Raw genomic sequence first — 18,561 nt, forward strand, 5'->3', positions numbered from 1 at the left:
TCCTATGCCTTACCTATCGGCGGCTTTGTATCATTTTACAGTGAAAAATGGCTTAATTTCTCCTGTTGACCCTTACGCTAGAGCATACCGTATGTTTTTGACAAGGAGGGATCAGGATGAATCTTGTAATGGAAAAGACCTTTGAGCAATACGAAAAGCTGTTTTCAATGGAAGAACAGAAAAGAGAAGATGAATTTCGGTATACGATGATGAGGCCGTTTGAAAAGATGTGGACCGCCATCCAAGTTCCGCTGAAAGCGAAGGAGCCAAACGGCTATGATGTGATCATGGCTGCGAAAATGCTGGGCTATTTGGATGTCCGTGATGCTGAAAGCGGCCAGAAAGCACTGCAAATACTGAAAGAATCACATGTTTCAGAGACAGCTGAATCTGCACTTCGGCAATGCATATTTTTTGCTGAGCGCGAACAGCTGCGGGTGAATGCAGAGGAGATCAAATTCGGCCTTTATATCGCTGATCCAAATAAACTTCAGCTGAAAAAAGGCTACTGCGGGTTTGGCGGGATACCGGGCTTTATTCATGTATGGATTGATCCGAACCGTTATAACCTGCCAAGGATTCCTTCAATTATTGCTCATGAGTTTCATCATAATGTGCGGTTTTCGTATATAGTTTTTCATCATGGCTCTGTAAGTGTCGGGGATTATCTTGTGATTGAAGGATTGGCGGAATCATTCGCCAGAGAGCTGTTTGGTACGGAACGATTGGGCCCTTGGGTAACTCGTTTTGATCATGAAGATTTGCAATATTCCATTGATGTGATCAATGAGGTGCTGGATGTGAAAGGATTTTCGGAAGTCAGCCGTTATATGTTTGGTGATCCAATTGCTAACGACCAAGGCTTTAAGCCTGCAGGTTTATCGGCTTTTGCAGGTTATGCGGTTGGATATCATGCCGTTCAGTTATTTATGAATCAACATCATATCACGATAAGCGAGGCCACGCGTTTGGATGCGAAGACCATTCTTTCTCAATGCGGGCTGTTTTCTACATGAAAAAAGCGTCACATACAGCGGCGCTTTTTGATTCCCAAAACCAGCAGTTCTATGGCGGCGCAGGCGGCAATTCCGATTGTATATGCTTCGATATCGCTCCATAAAAAACCGTACCCCAGTACAAGCCCGCCAAGAGAAGTATCCCTAATCTGGTCGATCCATTCGGCATGATAGAGCTGGCTGAATTCAATGACAAAACAGAAAGAAAGACTGATAATGCCCGTTATCATTGTCTTCAGCTTCCGAAATAGAAATCCGCATCCCGTAAAGATCATGGCGGCCCACAACGAGTCTCCCAGATAAGTATTGAGGGTATCAGGAAGAACACTGGAGAATGCTCTGGATCCAAGCCCCAGCCCAATGATCAGTACGGTGAAAACTGCATATATCCAACGATTTCGCTTCATTGCGAATTGATACCCCGTCTCTGCTTCATCTCCCTGTATTGTAAGGAATATAGCTTTTATTTGTCCACTAAAAAAGCGGCTGAATAGCCGCGTAGGGTGTTTATTTTGCTTTTAGGTTTACATGGTCGGCTGTCTGATCCGTGCCTATTACAAAATGGAGTTCATAGCGGCCTGTATCATATACATAATCGATTTCATCGGTAAACGGGACGGTTAACACCCGATTTGCTGGTCCTAATTGCTTCTGCAGCACTTCCGGCGTAACTCCGCCTAAATTCAGCTGCCGTTCCACACTGGTTCCAAAGTAGCGGATTTCTGAAATTGTCATGTCTTTATGATAGGAAAATCCGTAGCCCGGCTGTCCCATATTCCAGTGATATAAATCAAATCGATTGTCTCCCCCGACTGGTCTTTCCGGTTCCCCAAACGCAGCGTGGACATCCCCTTTTGTGCTTTTGTTAATGGTAAGGCCTTGCGCCTGCTGAGGCATTTCCCCTTTATAGGCGGTGTTATAGAGGTTTTTGACAAGCTCGGCGGCTGATTGATTCGTGTTTTCTGAGAGCGTGTTTGTTTGAGCTGCGGCATTTGCCGGTGCTGAAAAGGACGCAGCCCCAAAGCCGGTAAAACAGCTTGTTACTGCTGCCGCAGCGGTAATAGCAGACATTGTCTTTTTCATGTTGATCCCTCCTTATTGATCTACCATCCCGTTTCCCGGTGTTAGTGCAATAAAACATGTGAGTGCGCTTTGTATGTTTTATTGAGTTGTTGTAAGGGAACTGAAATAGGTAATTCGGTATATAAAGCAAGAAAGGGGAATGGAGATGGCTGGCAAGAAAAAAATCACAATAAACGGCGTTGAAATGGAAGCGTCCGAGGAACAGACGGTGCTGCAGCTTTTGAATAACAGCTCGATTGAAGTGCCGCAAGTTTGCTATCATCCAAGCTTAGGGCCGATTGAAACATGTGATACGTGCATCGTCAGCATCAATGGTGAGCTGAAGAGGTCGTGCTCCGCTGAATTAAAGGATGGGGATATCATTGATACGCTCTCACCTGACGTGAAAAAAGCGCAGGTCATCGGGATGGACAAGATTTTATATAATCATGAGCTTTATTGTACAGTTTGCGATTACAACAATGGGGGATGCGAAATACATAATACGGTGAAGGAAATGAAAATCAATCACCAAAGCATTCCGTTTGATCACAAGCCATACCATAAGGATGAATCCCATCCGTTTTATCGGTATGATCCAGATCAATGTATATTGTGCGGACGCTGTGTTGAAGCATGCCAGGACGTTCAGGTAACTGAAACGCTGACCATTGACTGGGAGCGGAAACGCCCGCGCGTCATTTGGGATAACGACGTGCCGATCAATGAGTCGTCATGTGTGTCATGCGGCCATTGTTCAACGGTCTGTCCGTGCAACGCGATGATGGAAAAAGGAATGGAAGGGGAAGCCGGATATTTAACAGGCATCAATAACGAAACGCTGCGACCGATGATCGAGATCACGAAAGGCGTAGAGACAGGCTACGGCTCGATTCTCGCGATTTCTGATATGGAATCTGCTATGCGCGATGAACGAATCAAAAAAACGAAAACCGTCTGCACGTATTGCGGCGTCGGCTGCAGCTTTGATGTCTGGACAAAGGGCAGAGACATTCTGAAAGTAGAGCCGCAGGAGGAAGCGCCAGCCAACGGCATTTCTACTTGTGTGAAAGGCAAGTTCGGCTGGGATTTCGTTAACAGCGAAGAACGCCTGACAAAGCCGCTGATCCGTGAAGGTGACCATTTCCGTGAAGCAGAGTGGGAGGAGGCGTTATCGCTGGTCGCCAGCAAGTTCACGGAATTAAAAGAGGCGTTTGGCCCGGATTCTCTCGCTTTTATTACATCTTCTAAATGTACAAATGAAGAATCCTATCTTATGCAAAAGCTGGCCAGAGGGGTCATTGGCACAAATAATGTGGACAACTGCTCTCGCTATTGCCAATCTCCTGCGACTGCCGGCCTGTTCCGGACAGTCGGCTATGGCGGTGATTCAGGATCAATTACAGATATCGCGCAAGCGGACCTTGTTTTGATTATCGGTTCGAACACGTCTGAGTCGCATCCAGTCTTATCCACTCGCATTAAACGGGCTCATAAGCTGAGAGGGCAGAAAGTGATCGTCGCGGATATCAGAAAGCACGAAATGGCAGAGCGCTCAGATTTATTTGTCCAGCCGCGTGCCGGATCGGATATCGTCTGGCTGAATGCGATCGCCAAATATTTAATAGAAAACGGCAAGGCCGATGAACGATTTTTGAGAGAAAGAGTGAACGGACGGGATGAATATGTAAAAAGCCTCGCGCCGTACACACTTGAATATGCTGAGGAGAAAACCGGGATTGATCAAGAAACCCTTATCCAAATGGCAGAGATGATCGGGCAAGCTGACAGTGTGTGCGCATTGTGGGCGATGGGCGTGACACAGCATATTGGAGGAAGCGACACGAGCACGGCGATCTCTAACCTGCTACTTGTGACAGGAAACTACGGAAAACCGGGAGCAGGTTCTTACCCATTGCGCGGTCATAATAACGTGCAGGGAGCAAGTGACTTCGGGAGTATGCCTGACAGAATGCCAGGCTATGAAAAAGTGACGGATGAACAAGTCCGCCAAAAATACGAGCGTGTGTGGGGTGTGCCGCTGCCGAAGGAGCCGGGTATGACCAACCACGAAATGATTGAAAAAATCCATTCCGGACAGCTGAAAGCGATGTATGTAAAAGGTGAAGAAATGGGCCTGGTGGATTCCAATATCAATCATGTACACGCCGCATATGAAAAGCTTGATTTCTTTGTGGTGCAGGACATTTTCCTTTCACGTACAGCGGAGTTTGCTGATGTGGTTCTTCCTGCGAGCCCAAGCCTTGAAAAAGAAGGAACGTTTACAAACACAGAACGCCGGATTCAGCGTTTGTATCAGGTATTTGAACCGCTGGGCGAATCAAAGCCGGATTGGCAGATTATTATGGAGGTTGCCAATAAGCTTGGCGCCGGCTGGCACTATAAGCATCCTGCAGACATTATGGAGGAAGCAGCCAAGCTGTCGCCGATTTATGCCGGTGTCACCTATGAACGTCTTGAGGGCTATAATTCCCTGCAATGGCCTGTAAACGCTGATGGAAAGGATTCGCCTTTACTCTTTACAGAGCGCTTCCCTTTCCCGGACGGCAAGGCCATTCTCTACCCTGTCCAGTGGACAGAGCCTGAGGAATTCGGTGAGGAATATGATATCCATGTCAACAATGGGCGGCTCTTGGAGCATTTCCACGAAGGGAATCTGACTTACAAATCAAAAGGGATTTCCGAAAAAACACCGGAAGTATTCTTAGAAATTTCTTCTGAGCTTGCGGCAGAACGAGGGATTCAGGACGGAACCCTCGTCAGACTCACATCGCCTTTCGGAAATGTCAAAGTGAAGTGCCTGATTACTGATCGAGTAAAAGGGAAGGAAGTATATCTGCCAATGAACGATTCAGGGGAAGCGGCGATCAACCTGTTAACAGGCAGCCATGCCGATAAGGATACCGATACGCCTGCTTACAAAGAAACATCGGCCAAGATGGAAATTTTGAAGCACGACGGAATCAGCCCGCTGCCTAAGATCAACCACCGCAACGGCAATCCGCAGCCGCAAATCGGTGTGCAGGTTCATAAGAAATGGGCGCGGAAGGATTATATTTTCCCTGGTGACGCTGTGAAAAGGGGGATGGGCTATAATGGCTAAAGCGATTAAACGAATCCAAAAAATCGAGGTAACAGAAGAGGATCAGCGAAAGCGTGATTTAAGAGAAATTGAAGATGCTCTAGTTGACCATAAAGAAGCGATTCTCGAAACCTTGCATATGCTCGGCCATATGAACGAGCGCGGCGTGCTGCCATTGCTGCGCGGCCTTTTTGGCCAAGGAGATAAAGTTCTTGACATCTTAGTGAAAAAGGCTGATACAGAGGAAACGGCCAACACATTGAAAAATCTATTGCTTCTGTTTGGAACCCTCGGCATGCTGGACGTGAAGCAGCTGGAGCCCCTCATTTTGAAAGTGAATGCGGGTGTGGCAAGCGCTGTAGAGCAGAAAAACAGTGAAGAAAAGACAGGTTATTTTGATATTATCCGCTCGCTAAAAGACCCAGAAATCAACAAATCAATTACACTACTCTTTTCTTTTTTAAAAGGAATGGGACAAGATACAAAGGAGCTAGAACGCACGACGCAGCCTCCGGAACACCAAAAACATCATCAGGAACCCCGAGAGAAAAGAGGAATGAACAAGCGAGATTGACCTCCCGCCCGAGCCGGCTTCAGCCAGCTCGGGTTTTTTGATGAAAAGGTCTAATGGACTAGTAAAAAATATTCAAATACTAGGAAGAAGTAAGATTGTGATGAATGAGATAGAAATAATCGTTACTTTCTTACCTGTTAGGAAAAGGAAAAATCTGATTATAATAGAAATCGATTACTTTAGATGGGGGAACAATCATGAAAAAAGTCTTATTACTATTATTTGTCTTGACGATCGGGTTAGCGCTTTCAGCGTGCAGCCAATCGAGCGATGCGTCAGAGAAGGAAAAACCGAAAGAGAAAAAATCGCAAGAAGAGCTTGAAAAGGAACTTGATAAGGAATTGAAAAAAGGCGGTGAGCCGAAGACCAAAAAAGATGATCAAATACATAAAATAGGAGAAACATTTAAAGCAGGACATACGAATTTTACAGTGAATAAAGTTGATAGAGTGCAAAAAGGTGAATATATGAATGTTGGCGGAGCTGTAAATGAGGAGACAAAAACAATAAAAGATGATGAGGAACGGCTTATTATAGAAGTTACGATGGAAAATATAGGGGAAGATTCAATAAGCTACAATTTTATCGGGTTTGATTTAAGAGATAAGAATGATCAATCAGTACGGCCTGTTTTTTCTATAGAAGAGAAGGGCAGAATCCTTATGGGAGGAACACTAGTATCGGGGAAAAAGGTTACAGGTGTACTCAGTTATGTCATCCCTAAAGGAGAACAGAAACATTACACACTGGTATATAATCCGTTTTTAGCTGATACAAATAGCAGTAATACAGAAGAGAGAGTAAAGGACGATATTGATTACTTGGTGAAGTTAGATTAGAAGCTAATTTACAGTTGCACGTTTTTCATCTGTGGAAAACGTGCATTTTTTATAGCGAAACTTGACTTGAAAGGATGAGTGATAAAAGTGCAAACCAAATGGCTGGAACGGGCACAGCGGATTCAAGCGATTGCACAGGCTGGGCTTGCTTTTTCCAAGGATGTGTACGACAGGGAGAGGTACGAAGAGCTAATGAAGCTCAGTGCAGAAATGATGGTGGATTACTCACAGATGGACATTGAAGTTATCACTGATTTATGGAATGGGGAGAGCGGCTATCCAACACCGAAAGCGGATGTTCGCGGCGCAGTATTCCGAGAGAATCAGATTTTGCTTGTCCGGGAGAAGCATGATGAGCTGTGGTCGCTGCCGGGTGGATTTTGCGAGATTGGTTTATCGCCAGCTGAAAACGTCGTCAAGGAAATCAAAGAAGAGTCGGGGTACGATACAGAGCCGTCTCGATTGCTGGCCGTGCTAGACAGCCATAAACACTCTCATCCCCCTCAGCCTTATCACTATTATAAAATCTTCATCGCATGCAGCATGACGGGCGGGCAGGGGGAAACAGGGATCGAGACGAATCATGCCGCTTTTTTTCCGGAAGACAGCCTCCCGCCGCTTTCTCCAAAACGAAACACACCCTCACAGCTTAGCATGCTGTTTGACTTTTTGCGCCATCCGGACAAGAAAACGATATTTGACTAAAAAAGAAAGAGCCTATGGGCTCTTTCTTTTTTATAATGTAATGTGTTTTTCGTTGGCGAGTTTCAGAAGGGTCAAAATAGAATCGGCTTGTTTATGGCCGAGTTTTTGCTTTAATTTGTTTTCTTCAACTAATCGGCTGCCATAAATTTTGACAGAGGCTTTGTCGACGACAGTATGCCAGTTTTCCTGTTTTTTTCCCTCAACAAGCGGTTTTTCATGTCTCTCAGAAAAAGAGAACACAAAGAGTACGAATGCAAGTGAAAGTAGGATTCCGACAACTTGTTTTTTGTAATCAGTCTGTGCTGCCACGTTGTTCTCTCCTTCACCTTTTACCTTCTATTTAATCATAGAACCAAATTATTTTACATAATGGGAAAGTCATTTTTGGAGTTAGTGCATTTGGTTGAAAACAGAGACGTTTTTTGAGCGGAGCGGTGCAATTGAATCCATATTGGATTTGCGTGCTTATGCCTAAGGTCACGTTGTGAGCCAAAACAGCAGTGCAGAATAGAAAAAAATTGAAAGATTATGGTAAGATGAACGAAATTCGAGGGGGAATATATGATGCCTGCATCGAACATCGTGATCGCCTGCCTGCTGTTATCAATTTAATTATTTGTGGTAGTCCCTCTCTTTTTCGAAAGCGGGAGGTGAAGTGGAACATTCATTGCTGAATTTTTTCAAGGGAGTGACCATAATGAGTGTGTTAAACCGCCGGCAAGCCTTGCAGCGAGCGCTGCTCAATGGGAAAAACAAACAGGATGCGTATCATCCGTTTCCATGGTACGAATCGATGAGAAAGGATGCGCCTGTTTCCTTTGATGAAGAAAACCAAGTGTGGAGCGTTTTTCTTTATGATGATGTCAAAAAAGTTGTTGGGGATAAAGAGCTGTTTTCCAGTTACATGCCGCAGCAGACAAGCTCTATTGGAAATTCCATCATTAACATGGACCCGCCGAAGCATACAAAAATCCGTTCAGTCGTGAATAAAGCCTTTACTCCGCGCGTGATGAAGCAATGGGAACCGAGAATTCAAGAAATCACAGATGAACTGATTCAAAAATTTCAGGGGCGCAGTGAGTTTGACCTTGTTCAAGATTTTTCATACCCGCTTCCGGTTATTGTGATATCTGAGCTACTGGGAGTGCCTTCAGCGCATATGGATCAGTTTAAAGCATGGTCTGATCTTCTGGTCAGTACACCGAGGGATAAAAGTGAAGAAGCTGAAAAAGCCTTTTTGGAAGAACGAGATAAGTGTGAGGAAGAACTGGCTGCGTTTTTTGCCGGCATCATAGAAGAAAAGCGAAACAAACCGGCGCAGGATATTATTTCTATTTTAGTGGAAGCGGAAGAAACAGGCGAGAAGCTGTCCGGTGAAGAGCTGATTCCGTTTTGCACGCTGCTGCTGGTGGCCGGAAATGAAACCACTACAAACCTGATTTCAAATGCGATGTACAGCATATTAGAAACGCCAGGCGTTTACGAGGAACTGCGCAGCCATCCTGAACTGATGCCTCAGGCAGTGGAGGAAGCCCTGCGTTTCAGAGCGCCCGCCCCGGTTTTGAGGCGCATTGCCAAGCGGGATACGGAGATCGGGGGGCACCTGATGAAAGAAGGTGATATGGTTTTGGCGTTTGTGGCATCGGCAAATCGTGATGAAGCGAAGTTTGACAGGCCGCACATGTTTGATATCCGCCGCCATCCTAATCCGCATATTGCGTTTGGCCATGGCATCCATTTTTGCCTTGGGGCTCCGCTTGCCCGTCTTGAAGCAAATATCGCGTTAACGTCTTTGATTTCTGCTTTTCCTCATATGGAGTGCGTCAGTATCACTCCGATTGAAAACAGTGTGATATACGGATTAAAGAGCTTCCGTGTGAAAATGTAATAGATAAGGAGACTGGAGATTCATGAAAAAGTACCATATTTCGATGATCAATATCCCGGCATACGGACATGTCAATCCTACGCTTGCTTTAGTAGAGAAGCTTTGTGAGAAAGGGCACCGTGTCACGTACGCGACGACTGAGGAGTTTGCGCCCGCTGTTCAGCAAGCCGGTGGAGAAGCATTGCTCTATCATACATCCTTGAATATTGATCCTAAGCAAATCAGGGAGATGATGGAAAAGAATGACGCGCCCCTCAGCCTTTTGAAAGAATCACTCAGCATTCTGCCGCAGCTTGAGGAGTTATATAAGGATGATCAGCCTGATCTGATCATCTATGACTTTGTTGCGCTGGCTGGTAAATTGTTTGCTGAAAAGCTTAATGTTCCGGTCATTAAGCTCTGTTCGTCATATGCCCAAAATGAATCCTTTCAGTTAGGAAATGAAGACATACTGAAAAAAATAAGAGAAGCAGAGGCTGAATTTAAAGCCTACTTGGAGCAAGAGAAGTTGCCGGCTGTTTCATTTGAACAGTTAGCTGTGCCGGAAGCATTAAATATTGTCTTTATGCCGAAGTCTTTTCAGATTCAGCATGAGACGTTCGATGACCGTTTCTGTTTTGTCGGCCCCTCTCTCGGGGAACGGAAGGAAAAAGAAAGCCTGTTGATTGACAAGGATGATCGCCCGATTATGCTGATTTCTTTGGGTACGGCGTTTAACGCATGGCCGGAATTTTACAAGATGTGCATCAAGGCATTTCGGGATTCTTCATGGCAAGTGATCATGTCTGTTGGGAAAACGATTGATCCAGAAAGCTTGGAGGATATTCCTGCTAACTTTACCATTCGCCAAAGTGTGCCGCAGCTTGAGGTGTTAGAGAAAGCTGATTTGTTCATCTCTCATGGCGGGATGAACAGTACGATGGAAGCGATGAACGCAGGTGTGCCGCTTGTCGTCATTCCGCAAATGTATGAGCAAGAGCTCACTGCAAATCGGGTTGATGAATTAGGCCTTGGCGTTTATTTGCCGAAAGAGGAAGTGACTGTTTCCAGCCTGCAGGAAGCGGTTCAGGCTGTATCCAGTGATCAAGAGCTGCTCAGCCGCGTCAAGAATATGCAAAAGGATGTAAAAGAAGCTGGCGGAGCGGAGCGTGCGGCAGCTGAGATTGAAGCGTTTATGAAAAAATCCGCTGTCCCGCAGTAAAAACATAAAAACCGAAATCAATTTGATTTCGGTTTTCTGTTTAAATATTTTTTTTCATCCCGCATCTCCGGCATTCTCTAAGAAATTTTCCGCCTTTTACAGAGCTTTTGAACAGTGTGTAATCACAGTTGTCGCAGCGCCCGCTGCGGGCGTCCGGATATTCATTGAATTCGTAAACGATTGATGTATCGTAGCCTTTTGTTTCATATTCTTCTTTTTTTGTTTCCATGTCGTCCCTCCGTTACAAGACGTGTCTGCTGTTTATCTTACAGCAAGCTTCCGGCGTATTCAATGGATTTTAGGAGTTTGGGTTTATCTTGATTTCTCCCTTGGTTTGCGCCAAAATAGCTTTATTAAGCTTATATACATAAAAAGCCTATGCAAAGAGGAGAGGAAACGGGTATGGGAAAAGGGTTACTTGGAAAACGCGTGGCAATCGGTGGCTCACGAAAAACGGAAGAAATCAGTACAATCATTGAAAAACAGGGCGGAATACCTGTCATCCGGCCTCTCCAAGGTACAGTTTACTTAGCAGAGAAGCAGGTGGAGCCGGATTTGCGGACGTTTGCGGAAGAAAAAGCTGACTGGGTCATTTTCACGACAGGCATCGGGTTGGAGACTCTTGTCGATATGGCAGAGAAAATTGGACTGAAAGATGAGTTTCTGCAGGCCATTCGCCAAGCGAAAGCGGCATGCCGGGGATACAAAACGCTGTCTGCGCTGAAAAAGCTTGGAATCACACCGGAAGCTTCGGATGAAGACGGGACAACAAGAGGCTTAATCCGTTCCTTGGAGCCTCACGACTTTTCAGGAAAAACAGTCATGGTGCAGCTTCATGGCGAAAAAGCGCCGGCTCTCATGGCATTTCTTGAAGAAAAAGGCGCGTCTGTCCTGCCGATTCTGCCTTATCAGCACATCCCGCCGGAGGAGGAAACGGTGGAGCGGTTATGCCGAGAGCTGATGAACGGTGAGATCGATGCCGTTTGTTTTACAACGGCCATTCAGGTTCGTTCCCTGTTTGATTTTGCTAAGGGGCGAGGTTATATCAATGAAGTGAAGAAGGTATTCGAAGAACGCGCTATCGCAGCTGCTGTCGGAAAAGTGACTGCTGAAGCACTGCGGGAAGAGGGCATTACGAGACTGCTTGCGCCAGAGATTGAGCGGATGGGTGCGATGATTGTTGAGCTGGCCAAGTATTATGAAGAAAAGGAATAACAAGTACAAAAAGCCGCTTTTCCCTCGGAAAGCGGCTTTTGTCTGTCATTCATTCTGCTTCAGCTGCTGATGAACGGTGAATAATGATGGGTATGTCAGCACGCTTAAGATTACACAAGTCAGCGCGGCTGAGGCCATCGTTGTAAACACGATTAAGAGTTGAAAACGTACTGCCTGAATCGGGTCCGCGCCGGCTAGAATCTGGCCTGTCATCATGCCGGGAAGCTGAACAAGACCCAGTGTTTTCTGGCTTTCGAGCGTCGGGATCATACTCATTTTCATCGCTGAAGTAAGAATGCGCTGTATGGATTGCTTCGGTGTGCCGCCAAGTGACAATATTAATTGAATTTCTTCTTTGCGAACGCCGACTTCTGAGTTAAGCCGGTTTAGAAACAAACTTGAGAGCACCATCGAATTTCCGATGACCATCCCGCTGATCGGAATGACATATCGTGCCGTAAGCGGAATGATATGAAGAGACAGCAGGATTCCCTGCGTCACAATTTCTACGATTGCTAACGCGGCAAACACCCTCCAAAACGAACCGATAGTATTTTTCTTTCGCTTGATGACATTTTGCGCCGCCACCGCGAGCATTAACAGCACCATCAGCAGGATAAAAACAGGGTGGTCTCCGCGAAAAATCAGCGACAAAACATAACCGATGATAAGCAGCTGCACCGCGGCCCGGATGGTGGCGATGATCATGTCTTTTTCTACACCGGCTTTAAAGGATTTTGATAAAAACAAGGCGATCAAAACAAAGATCATCGTTAAAGAGAGAGAAAGGTAATCCATTACCGAGTGCCTCCCTTCAAAAATTCTTTCGCTGCTTCATGCTGCGGAGCGGAGAAAAATGTGTCGGTTTCAGCGATTTCAAGCAGCCGGCCATCTGCCATAAACCAAATGGTATCGGCTATTCGTTTTGCCTGCTCCATATTATGAGTGACCCACATGACTGTCCATTTTTTCTCTTGATGCTGACGTTTGATCAGTTCTTCAATCTCAAGAGCAGAAACCGGGTCCAAGGCCGACGTGATTTCGTCCAACAATAGAATGGAGGAAGGATTTGAGAGCGTTCTGGCCAGTGACAGTCTTTGCCGCTGCCCGCCCGATAAGTCTCTGGCGCTTCTGTCTAACAGCTCTGGCGGCAGCCCTGCAAGAGAAGCCAGCTTTTCAGGAGAGTACAGCTGGGATTGATGCAGCCTTTGTACAAGACTTAAATTGTCACGCACTGTCCCGTCGAGCACGGGAGCCGATTGAAACGCGAGGGCTGCTGTTCTCCTCAGTTCATTGACATTCCATTCTCTGACTTCCTTTCCGTATATGTTGACTTCGCCGCTGTCAGGCGTTCTCATTAAATTACACATAGAAAGGAGGGTGCTTTTGCCTGAGCCGGAAGGACCTAAAACGGCTACGATTGCACCCTGTTGAATGTCTCCGGTGACATCCTGCAGCACATCATAGGTTTGTCCATCTTGTTTATAGCTTTTTCTGACTGATCTGAAGGAGATGGCTGGTATGTTTTGTGTTTGATCGTTTGCTTCCATTACAATAATCACCTTTCAATATAAGTAGGCTGACATTATATTTAACTATAACGTGAAACAGATTCCTTTTGGTAGCACAAATAAAGGAGAACAGGCTTTCACCCATTCTCCTGCAGATGCTACGCAGTCAGATTTGACTGTGCTTTCTTTTTCGGTTTTCTCGGCTGTGAAGCGAAGGTATGTAACATCATACCCGCTATTATAATGAATAAACCGGCAAATGATAAAAGAGATGGGAAAACGCCTGACAGCAGAACAATTTCACCAAGCAGCGCGAAAATCACTTCACCGGATTGAGTGGCTTCAACAGCTGCGAGTTTTTGCGGATTGTCTCTTACCATATCAGTGGCCCAGAAAAATAAAACCGTCGCAATGATGCCTGAGCTGACGGCAACGATAAAGGATTGAACGGTTTGACTTGCTGTTGGAAGGCCATCTGACCACCAGCCGTAAGCTGCTAATATAAGCCAGAATGGAAGGCTTGCCAATGTCATTCCAAGCACGCGCTGAAATGTATCAAGCCGGCCTCCGTATTCTTCGAGCATTCTCCTGTTTCCTAACGGATAGGCAAAAGCCGCAATGACAACCGGCAGCACACTGAAAAGCAGCATCCTCCCAGAAAGCGATTCTGCATGCTGAAGCTGAATCAGAGCCGCTCCAATCAGGATGATCATGGAAGTGCCAAGTGAAACCAGGGGAATCTTTTGGCGAACGAGCTGCGGACCGCCCGGCATATCTTGTTTGACATAAAACAAAGGAGATAAGAGCACCCCGGCTACAATTGTAATTTGCCAGGTTCCGGCTATGAGCCACCCCGGACCGTATGCAGCCGCAAATGTAATCGGCGCGTAAAAAAGCACGAAGCCGACGAAGCTCCATTTGATCCAATAAAACGGCTTTTTCCTCATCTCTAGTAAGAGAGGCGTGAATGTCCCTCTCATGATGACAATCAAACATAAAAACGGCACCATAAAAATAAAGCGCAGCGAAGAGCTCCAAAGCCAGCTGCCTCCTGATAACTCCATCGCTCTGTTTAATATAAAGGTAACGGCGAAAAAGAGTGAAGCCAATATTCCGATAACGATAGCTTTCATGATATCCCTCATTCTGGCATTATTTTTTTATACTATACTATTCGGTATCATGCAGATCAATGGAATCATGAGAAAAACATCATGTTTTGCGAACCGCTATGTGTGGAAGACAAAAAAGGGAGGTGAAATTGATGGAAAAAGAGACACAGACATACTTCTTTCCGGATGACGGCAGGATTCCGAATCACCCTGATTTTCCGCTCGTGGTGTATCAAAACGCGCTTAAGGACACCGGACTGGCAGAGCGGATCGTCATCCGGCATGGCTGGTCAAACAGCTGGTCAGGGAGTGTTTTTCCATACCATCATTATCACAGCAATACGCATGAAGTCCTGATTGCCCTTAGTGGAGAGGCTGTGATTCAGTTTGGGGGAGAAAAAGGGGCTGCCATTCCTTTCAAATCAGGCGACGCAGTCGTGATTCCAGCCGGAGTCGGACATAAAAAGCTCAGCTCAAGTCCCGATTTTACTGTCCTTGGCGCCTATCCCGGTGGCGTTCAGTATGATATGAAGACGGGGAAGCCCAATGAGCGGGAGGAAGCGGTCAAACAGATTAAGCAGGCGGCGTTGCCGGCGAATGATCCGATCACAGGAAAAAGAGAGCCTCTATTGGAAATATGGGTAAAGTGAAGGGGAGAAATTGCTGGATTGTCAATAACTAGTGCCGCAGAAACGATATGACATGAGCTCCATATAAATTAATTTCATAATCGAAGCAATTCACGTTCAAATTTTGTTCAAAAAGTGTTATCATATAGAAGGTAATCGAATTGGAGTTTTTTGTGTTTGCTATTTTCAGAGAGAGTAAAGGATTTTGACTTATTCAATTGTTTATTTTTAGATAAAAATAATACTGAATATGGCAAGATGAAAAACTGGGTAGTAAACATTTATTTTTGTAAATGATTGTGCACGAATTCACAATCCTTATTCTTATGCCTTAAAAGCGTGAGACAGGGAGAGGCACTACCCTTTCCAAAAAAATCAGCAAACTGCTTATAGTAAAGGAGAATTGGATATGCCAGAAACAATCGATCAAACAAATGCGTCTGTCAGCCAAAGCCAGCAAGATCTTATTGATCAGCTATTAAAGCCAGAAGTTCAAGAATCATTGACTGTTTTAGTTGACCAGCTTCCGAAGCTGACTGAGTTAGTGAATATTTTAACGAAGTCTTATGATTTCGCTCAGTCTGTAGCGACTGACGAAGTGTTAAAGAGCGACACAGTCGGTGCGATCACTGAAATTCTCGAGCCTGTAAAAGAAACAGCGAAAGAAGTAGCTGCGACTGCGATTGAAGCAAAAGACCGCGCGGAAGCAAGCAACGAAACAATTGGACTTTTCGGCCTTCTTCGCATGCTGAAAGATCCTCAAGCTCAAAAGCTGTTCCGTTTTGCTAACAGCTACCTTGAAGTCATGAACGAACGCGAAAACCAAAAATAATCTCAGATTCAAATTGATATAAAGGACGGAGGATATACGATGTCAAAACATATTGTCATTCTAGGCGCTGGTTATGGCGGAGTTCTTTCTGCTCTAACAGTTCGCAAACATTACACAAAAGAACAAGCACGCGTGACAGTGGTAAACAAATACCCTACTCACCAAATCATTACGGAATTACACCGCCTTGCTGCAGGCAACGTGTCTGAAAAAGCGGTTGCAATGCCATTAGAAAAACTTTTCAAAGGCAAAGACATTGATCTTAAAATTGCGGAAGTAAGCTCTTTCTCTGTTGATAAAAAAGAAGTTGCGCTTGCTGACGGTTCTACATTAACTTACGATGCGCTTGTTGTTGGTCTTGGTTCTGTAACGGCTTACTTCGGCATCCCAGGTCTTGAAGAAAACAGCATGGTATTGAAATCTGCTGCTGATGCGAACAAAGTCTTCCAGCATGTTGAAGATCGTGTGCGCGAGTACTCTAAAACGAAAAACGAAGCAGATGCAACAATCCTTATCGGCGGCGGCGGCTTAACAGGTGTTGAGCTTGTTGGTGAGCTTGCTGACATCATGCCGAACCTTGCGAAAAAATACGGCGTAGACCATAAAGAAATCAAATTGAAACTTGTTGAAGCAGGTCCGAAAATCCTTCCTGTTCTTCCGGATGATCTTATCGAACGTGCGACTGCAAGCCTTGAAAAACGCGGCGTTGAGTTCTTAACAGGTCTTCCTGTTACAAATGTAGAAGGAAACGTAATTGATCTGAAAGACGGATCTAAAGTTGTTGCCAACACATTTGTTTGGACTGGCGGCGTACAAGGTAACCCATTAGTCGGTGAATCAGGTCTAGAAGTGAACCGCGGACGCGCGACTGTAAATGACTTCCTGCAATCTACATCTCATGAAGATGTATTCGTTGCTGGAGACAGCGCAGTTTACTTCGGTCCAGACGGCCGTCCATACCCGCCAACTGCACAAATCGCATGGCAAATGGGTGAGCTGATCGGTTACAACCTATTCGCTTATCTGGAAGGCAAAACGCTTGAAACATTCAAGCCAGTAAACTCTGGTACACTTGCAAGCCTTGGACGCAAAGACGCGGTTGCCATCATTGGTGCTAATTCTACACCGCTTAAAGGTCTTCCTGCTTCCTTGATGAAAGAAGCAAGTAACGTACGTTACTTAACACACATTAAAGGACTTTTCAGCCTGGCTTACTAAGACTTTTAATGAATCTGACATTGCCAAAAGCGTTCCTTACCGAGTGCTTTCTGGCAATGTCTTTTTTTATGTTTATGACAGCGTTAACATTTCATTTTCAAAAAAGAGATTGATCCTAGAGGAATATAAAGGTAAAATAAAAACAAATCAAAATGTTAACGTTAACATTTTGAAATAGAATGAAAGACGGTGAGGACATGGAACCCTTCATGGGCGAAAACTTTTTATTGAAAAATGAAACCGCTGTCAGCCTCTATCATAATTATGCGAAAGACATGCCAATTATTGATTACCACTGCCACTTAAGTCCGAAAGAAATCTATGAAAATAAGACATTTCAAAACATCACGGAAGCCTGGCTGTATGGTGACCATTATAAATGGCGCATCATGAGAGCCAATGGAATTGAGGAGACATACATCACCGGAGATGCGCCTGATGAGGAGAAATTTATGGCTTGGGCGAAAACCGTGCCGATGGCGATTGGCAATCCACTCTACAACTGGACTCACTTAGAATTACAGCGTTTTTTTGGCATTTATGAGATTTTAAACGAGAAGTCCGGGCCGGCTATATGGAAACGGACAAATGAACTGCTCAAAGGAGAAGGCTTCGGGGCAAGGGATTTAATTGTGAAATCAAATGTAAAAGTTGTGTGCACCACAGATGACCCTGTTGATTCTCTTGAATACCATCTATTATTAAGAGAAGACAAAGACTTTCCTGTCAGCGTGCTGCCTGGATTTCGGCCGGATAAAGGACTTGAGATCAATCGTGAAGGCTTTCCTGAGTGGGTGCAGGCGCTTGAAGATGCCGCCGCCATATCGATTACAACCTATGATGAGTTTTTAAATGCGTTGGAAAAACGAGTGCGATTCTTCCACTCAGCCGGCGGCAGAGTTTCTGATCACGCGATAGATTCAATGGTATTTGCCGAAACAACAAAAGAAGAAGCTGGACGGATTTTTTCTGACAGATTACAAGGAACAGAGGTTTCTTATGAAGATGAGAAGAAATTTAAGACACATACGCTTCAGTTTCTTTGCGGTTTGTATGCGGAGCTCGATTGGGCGATGCAGTTTCACATCAACGCTTTAAGAAACACGAATACAAAAATGATGAAAAGGCTCGGACCTGATACAGGCTATGATTCAATGAACGATGAAGAAATTGCTAAGCCTTTATACAAGCTGCTGAACTCAGTTGAGATGAAGAACCAGCTGCCGAAAACGATTTTATATTCATTGAACCCAAATGATAACTATGTCATCGCCAGCATGATCAACAGTTTTCAGGACGGTATTACCCCGGGAAAAATACAATTCGGCACAGCCTGGTGGTTTAACGATACTAAAGACGGGATGCTCGATCAAATGAAAGCGTTATCAAATGTTGGCCTTTTCAGCCGTTTTATCGGCATGCTCACCGATTCCAGAAGCTTTCTTTCGTATACGCGTCACGAATATTTCAGGCGGATCGTCTGCAATTTGATTGGAGAATGGGTGGAAAACGGCGAAGTGCCGCGCGATATGGAGCTTCTGGGAAGCATCGTTCAGGGGATTTGCTATGACAATGCGAAACACTACTTCCAATTTCAAGAAGAGAAAGCAAACGTGTAACAAAGTGTCCGCTCATCATCGCTGAGCGGATCACTAT

19 protein-coding genes are annotated in these 18,561 nt (G+C 45.1%); 12 read left to right on the top strand and 7 right to left on the bottom strand.

All coding sequences use genetic code 11. From position 1 onward, the window contains the following. Positions 1 to 116 precede the first annotated feature (116 nt). Complete coding sequence (locus NYE20_RS06950) at positions 117 to 1,016, top strand: DUF2268 domain-containing protein (RefSeq protein WP_161621515.1); 900 nt, start codon at positions 117 to 119, stop codon at positions 1,014 to 1,016. 8 nt (positions 1,017 to 1,024) lie between these two features. Here NYE20_RS06950 and NYE20_RS06955 read toward each other — a convergent pair whose 3' ends face one another. Together NYE20_RS06955 and NYE20_RS06960 are read right to left on the bottom strand one after the other, a co-directional pair. After that, positions 1,025 to 1,423 carry a DUF2809 domain-containing protein gene (locus NYE20_RS06955; protein ID WP_017697549.1) on the bottom strand — a complete coding sequence of 133 codons (399 nt, stop codon included), beginning with the start codon at positions 1,421 to 1,423 and terminating at the stop codon, positions 1,025 to 1,027. A gap of 100 nt (positions 1,424 to 1,523) precedes the next feature. After that, positions 1,524 to 2,099 carry a YjgB family protein gene (locus NYE20_RS06960; RefSeq protein WP_049140745.1) on the bottom strand — a complete coding sequence of 192 codons (576 nt, stop codon included), beginning with the start codon at positions 2,097 to 2,099 and terminating at the stop codon, positions 1,524 to 1,526. 145 nt (positions 2,100 to 2,244) lie between these two features. Here NYE20_RS06960 and fdhF point away from each other — a divergent pair, with 145 nt between their 5' ends. The 4 genes from fdhF to NYE20_RS06980 all read left to right on the top strand — a co-directional run bounded on the left by fdhF (position 2,245) and on the right by NYE20_RS06980 (position 7,299). Further along, entirely contained in the window at positions 2,245 to 5,202 is a 2,958-nt protein-coding gene (gene fdhF / locus NYE20_RS06965) for a formate dehydrogenase subunit alpha (RefSeq protein WP_161621516.1), read from the top strand. After that, positions 5,195 to 5,755 carry a DUF1641 domain-containing protein gene (locus tag NYE20_RS06970; RefSeq protein WP_029726254.1) on the top strand — a complete coding sequence of 187 codons (561 nt, stop codon included), beginning with the start codon at positions 5,195 to 5,197 and terminating at the stop codon, positions 5,753 to 5,755. The genes fdhF and NYE20_RS06970 overlap by 8 nt, the downstream gene beginning before the upstream one ends. 197 nt (positions 5,756 to 5,952) lie before the next feature. Beyond that, a complete protein-coding gene (locus tag NYE20_RS06975; RefSeq protein ID WP_003244850.1) occupies positions 5,953 to 6,594 on the top strand; it encodes a DUF4352 domain-containing protein in 642 nt (213 codons plus the stop codon). Positions 6,595 to 6,672: 78 nt separating this feature from the next. Further along, a complete protein-coding gene (locus NYE20_RS06980) occupies positions 6,673 to 7,299 on the top strand; it encodes an NUDIX hydrolase (protein ID WP_161621517.1) in 627 nt (208 codons plus the stop codon). 30 nt (positions 7,300 to 7,329) lie between these two features. Here NYE20_RS06980 and NYE20_RS06985 read toward each other — a convergent pair whose 3' ends face one another. Beyond that, on the bottom strand, positions 7,330 to 7,608 hold the full coding sequence (locus tag NYE20_RS06985; protein WP_003232791.1) for a hypothetical protein: 279 nt from the start codon (positions 7,606 to 7,608) through the stop codon (positions 7,330 to 7,332). A 388-nt stretch (positions 7,609 to 7,996) separates the two neighbouring features. Here NYE20_RS06985 and yjiB point away from each other — a divergent pair, with 388 nt between their 5' ends. After that, positions 7,997 to 9,187, top strand: a complete 1,191-nt coding sequence (gene yjiB / locus NYE20_RS06990; RefSeq protein ID WP_161621518.1) for a monooxygenase YjiB — start codon at positions 7,997 to 7,999, stop codon at positions 9,185 to 9,187. Between the two features lie 22 nt (positions 9,188 to 9,209). Beyond that, positions 9,210 to 10,388 (top strand): glycosyltransferase, encoded by a 1,179-nt coding sequence (locus NYE20_RS06995; RefSeq protein ID WP_161621519.1) that lies wholly within the window; start codon positions 9,210 to 9,212, stop codon positions 10,386 to 10,388. Positions 10,389 to 10,428: 40 nt separating this feature from the next. On the opposite strand, the gene NYE20_RS07000 is transcribed toward NYE20_RS06995, so the two are convergent. Next, complete coding sequence (locus NYE20_RS07000; protein WP_003232781.1) at positions 10,429 to 10,617, bottom strand: hypothetical protein; 189 nt, start codon at positions 10,615 to 10,617, stop codon at positions 10,429 to 10,431. 173 nt (positions 10,618 to 10,790) lie between these two features. Between NYE20_RS07000 and NYE20_RS07005 the strand changes: the two genes are divergently transcribed. Then, on the top strand, positions 10,791 to 11,603 hold the full coding sequence (locus NYE20_RS07005) for a uroporphyrinogen-III synthase (protein ID WP_124073146.1): 813 nt from the start codon (positions 10,791 to 10,793) through the stop codon (positions 11,601 to 11,603). 45 nt (positions 11,604 to 11,648) lie between these two features. Here NYE20_RS07005 and fetB read toward each other — a convergent pair whose 3' ends face one another. From fetB to NYE20_RS07020, 3 genes are all read right to left on the bottom strand, one after another. Further along, positions 11,649 to 12,401: an iron export ABC transporter permease subunit FetB gene (gene fetB / locus NYE20_RS07010; RefSeq protein WP_003232776.1), complete on the bottom strand. Its 753-nt coding sequence runs from the start codon at positions 12,399 to 12,401 to the stop codon at positions 11,649 to 11,651. Beyond that, on the bottom strand, positions 12,401 to 13,153 hold the full coding sequence (locus NYE20_RS07015) for a phosphate ABC transporter ATP-binding protein (RefSeq protein WP_003232774.1): 753 nt from the start codon (positions 13,151 to 13,153) through the stop codon (positions 12,401 to 12,403). The genes fetB and NYE20_RS07015 overlap by 1 nt, the downstream gene beginning before the upstream one ends. 119 nt (positions 13,154 to 13,272) lie before the next feature. Next, positions 13,273 to 14,247: a multidrug resistance efflux transporter family protein gene (locus NYE20_RS07020; RefSeq protein ID WP_020425117.1), complete on the bottom strand. Its 975-nt coding sequence runs from the start codon at positions 14,245 to 14,247 to the stop codon at positions 13,273 to 13,275. A gap of 131 nt (positions 14,248 to 14,378) precedes the next feature. Between NYE20_RS07020 and NYE20_RS07025 the strand changes: the two genes are divergently transcribed. The 4 genes from NYE20_RS07025 (at position 14,379) to uxaC (ending at position 18,524) form a co-directional block, all read left to right on the top strand. Beyond that, positions 14,379 to 14,876 carry a cupin domain-containing protein gene (locus NYE20_RS07025; protein WP_161621520.1) on the top strand — a complete coding sequence of 166 codons (498 nt, stop codon included), beginning with the start codon at positions 14,379 to 14,381 and terminating at the stop codon, positions 14,874 to 14,876. Between the two features lie 388 nt (positions 14,877 to 15,264). Beyond that, on the top strand, positions 15,265 to 15,687 hold the full coding sequence (locus NYE20_RS07030) for a DUF1641 domain-containing protein (RefSeq protein ID WP_003220510.1): 423 nt from the start codon (positions 15,265 to 15,267) through the stop codon (positions 15,685 to 15,687). 39 nt (positions 15,688 to 15,726) lie between these two features. Continuing rightward, positions 15,727 to 16,905: an FAD-dependent oxidoreductase gene (locus NYE20_RS07035; RefSeq protein ID WP_003232765.1), complete on the top strand. Its 1,179-nt coding sequence runs from the start codon at positions 15,727 to 15,729 to the stop codon at positions 16,903 to 16,905. A gap of 197 nt (positions 16,906 to 17,102) precedes the next feature. Further along, positions 17,103 to 18,524, top strand: coding sequence for a glucuronate isomerase (gene uxaC / locus NYE20_RS07040; protein WP_038828741.1), 1,422 nt, complete (start codon positions 17,103 to 17,105; stop codon positions 18,522 to 18,524). Positions 18,525 to 18,561: the final 37 nt, after the last annotated feature.

This window comes from Bacillus sp. FSL R5-0416 (assembly GCF_037975425.1).
GTDB classification, from domain to species: Bacteria; Bacillota; Bacilli; order Bacillales; family Bacillaceae; genus Bacillus; species Bacillus subtilis.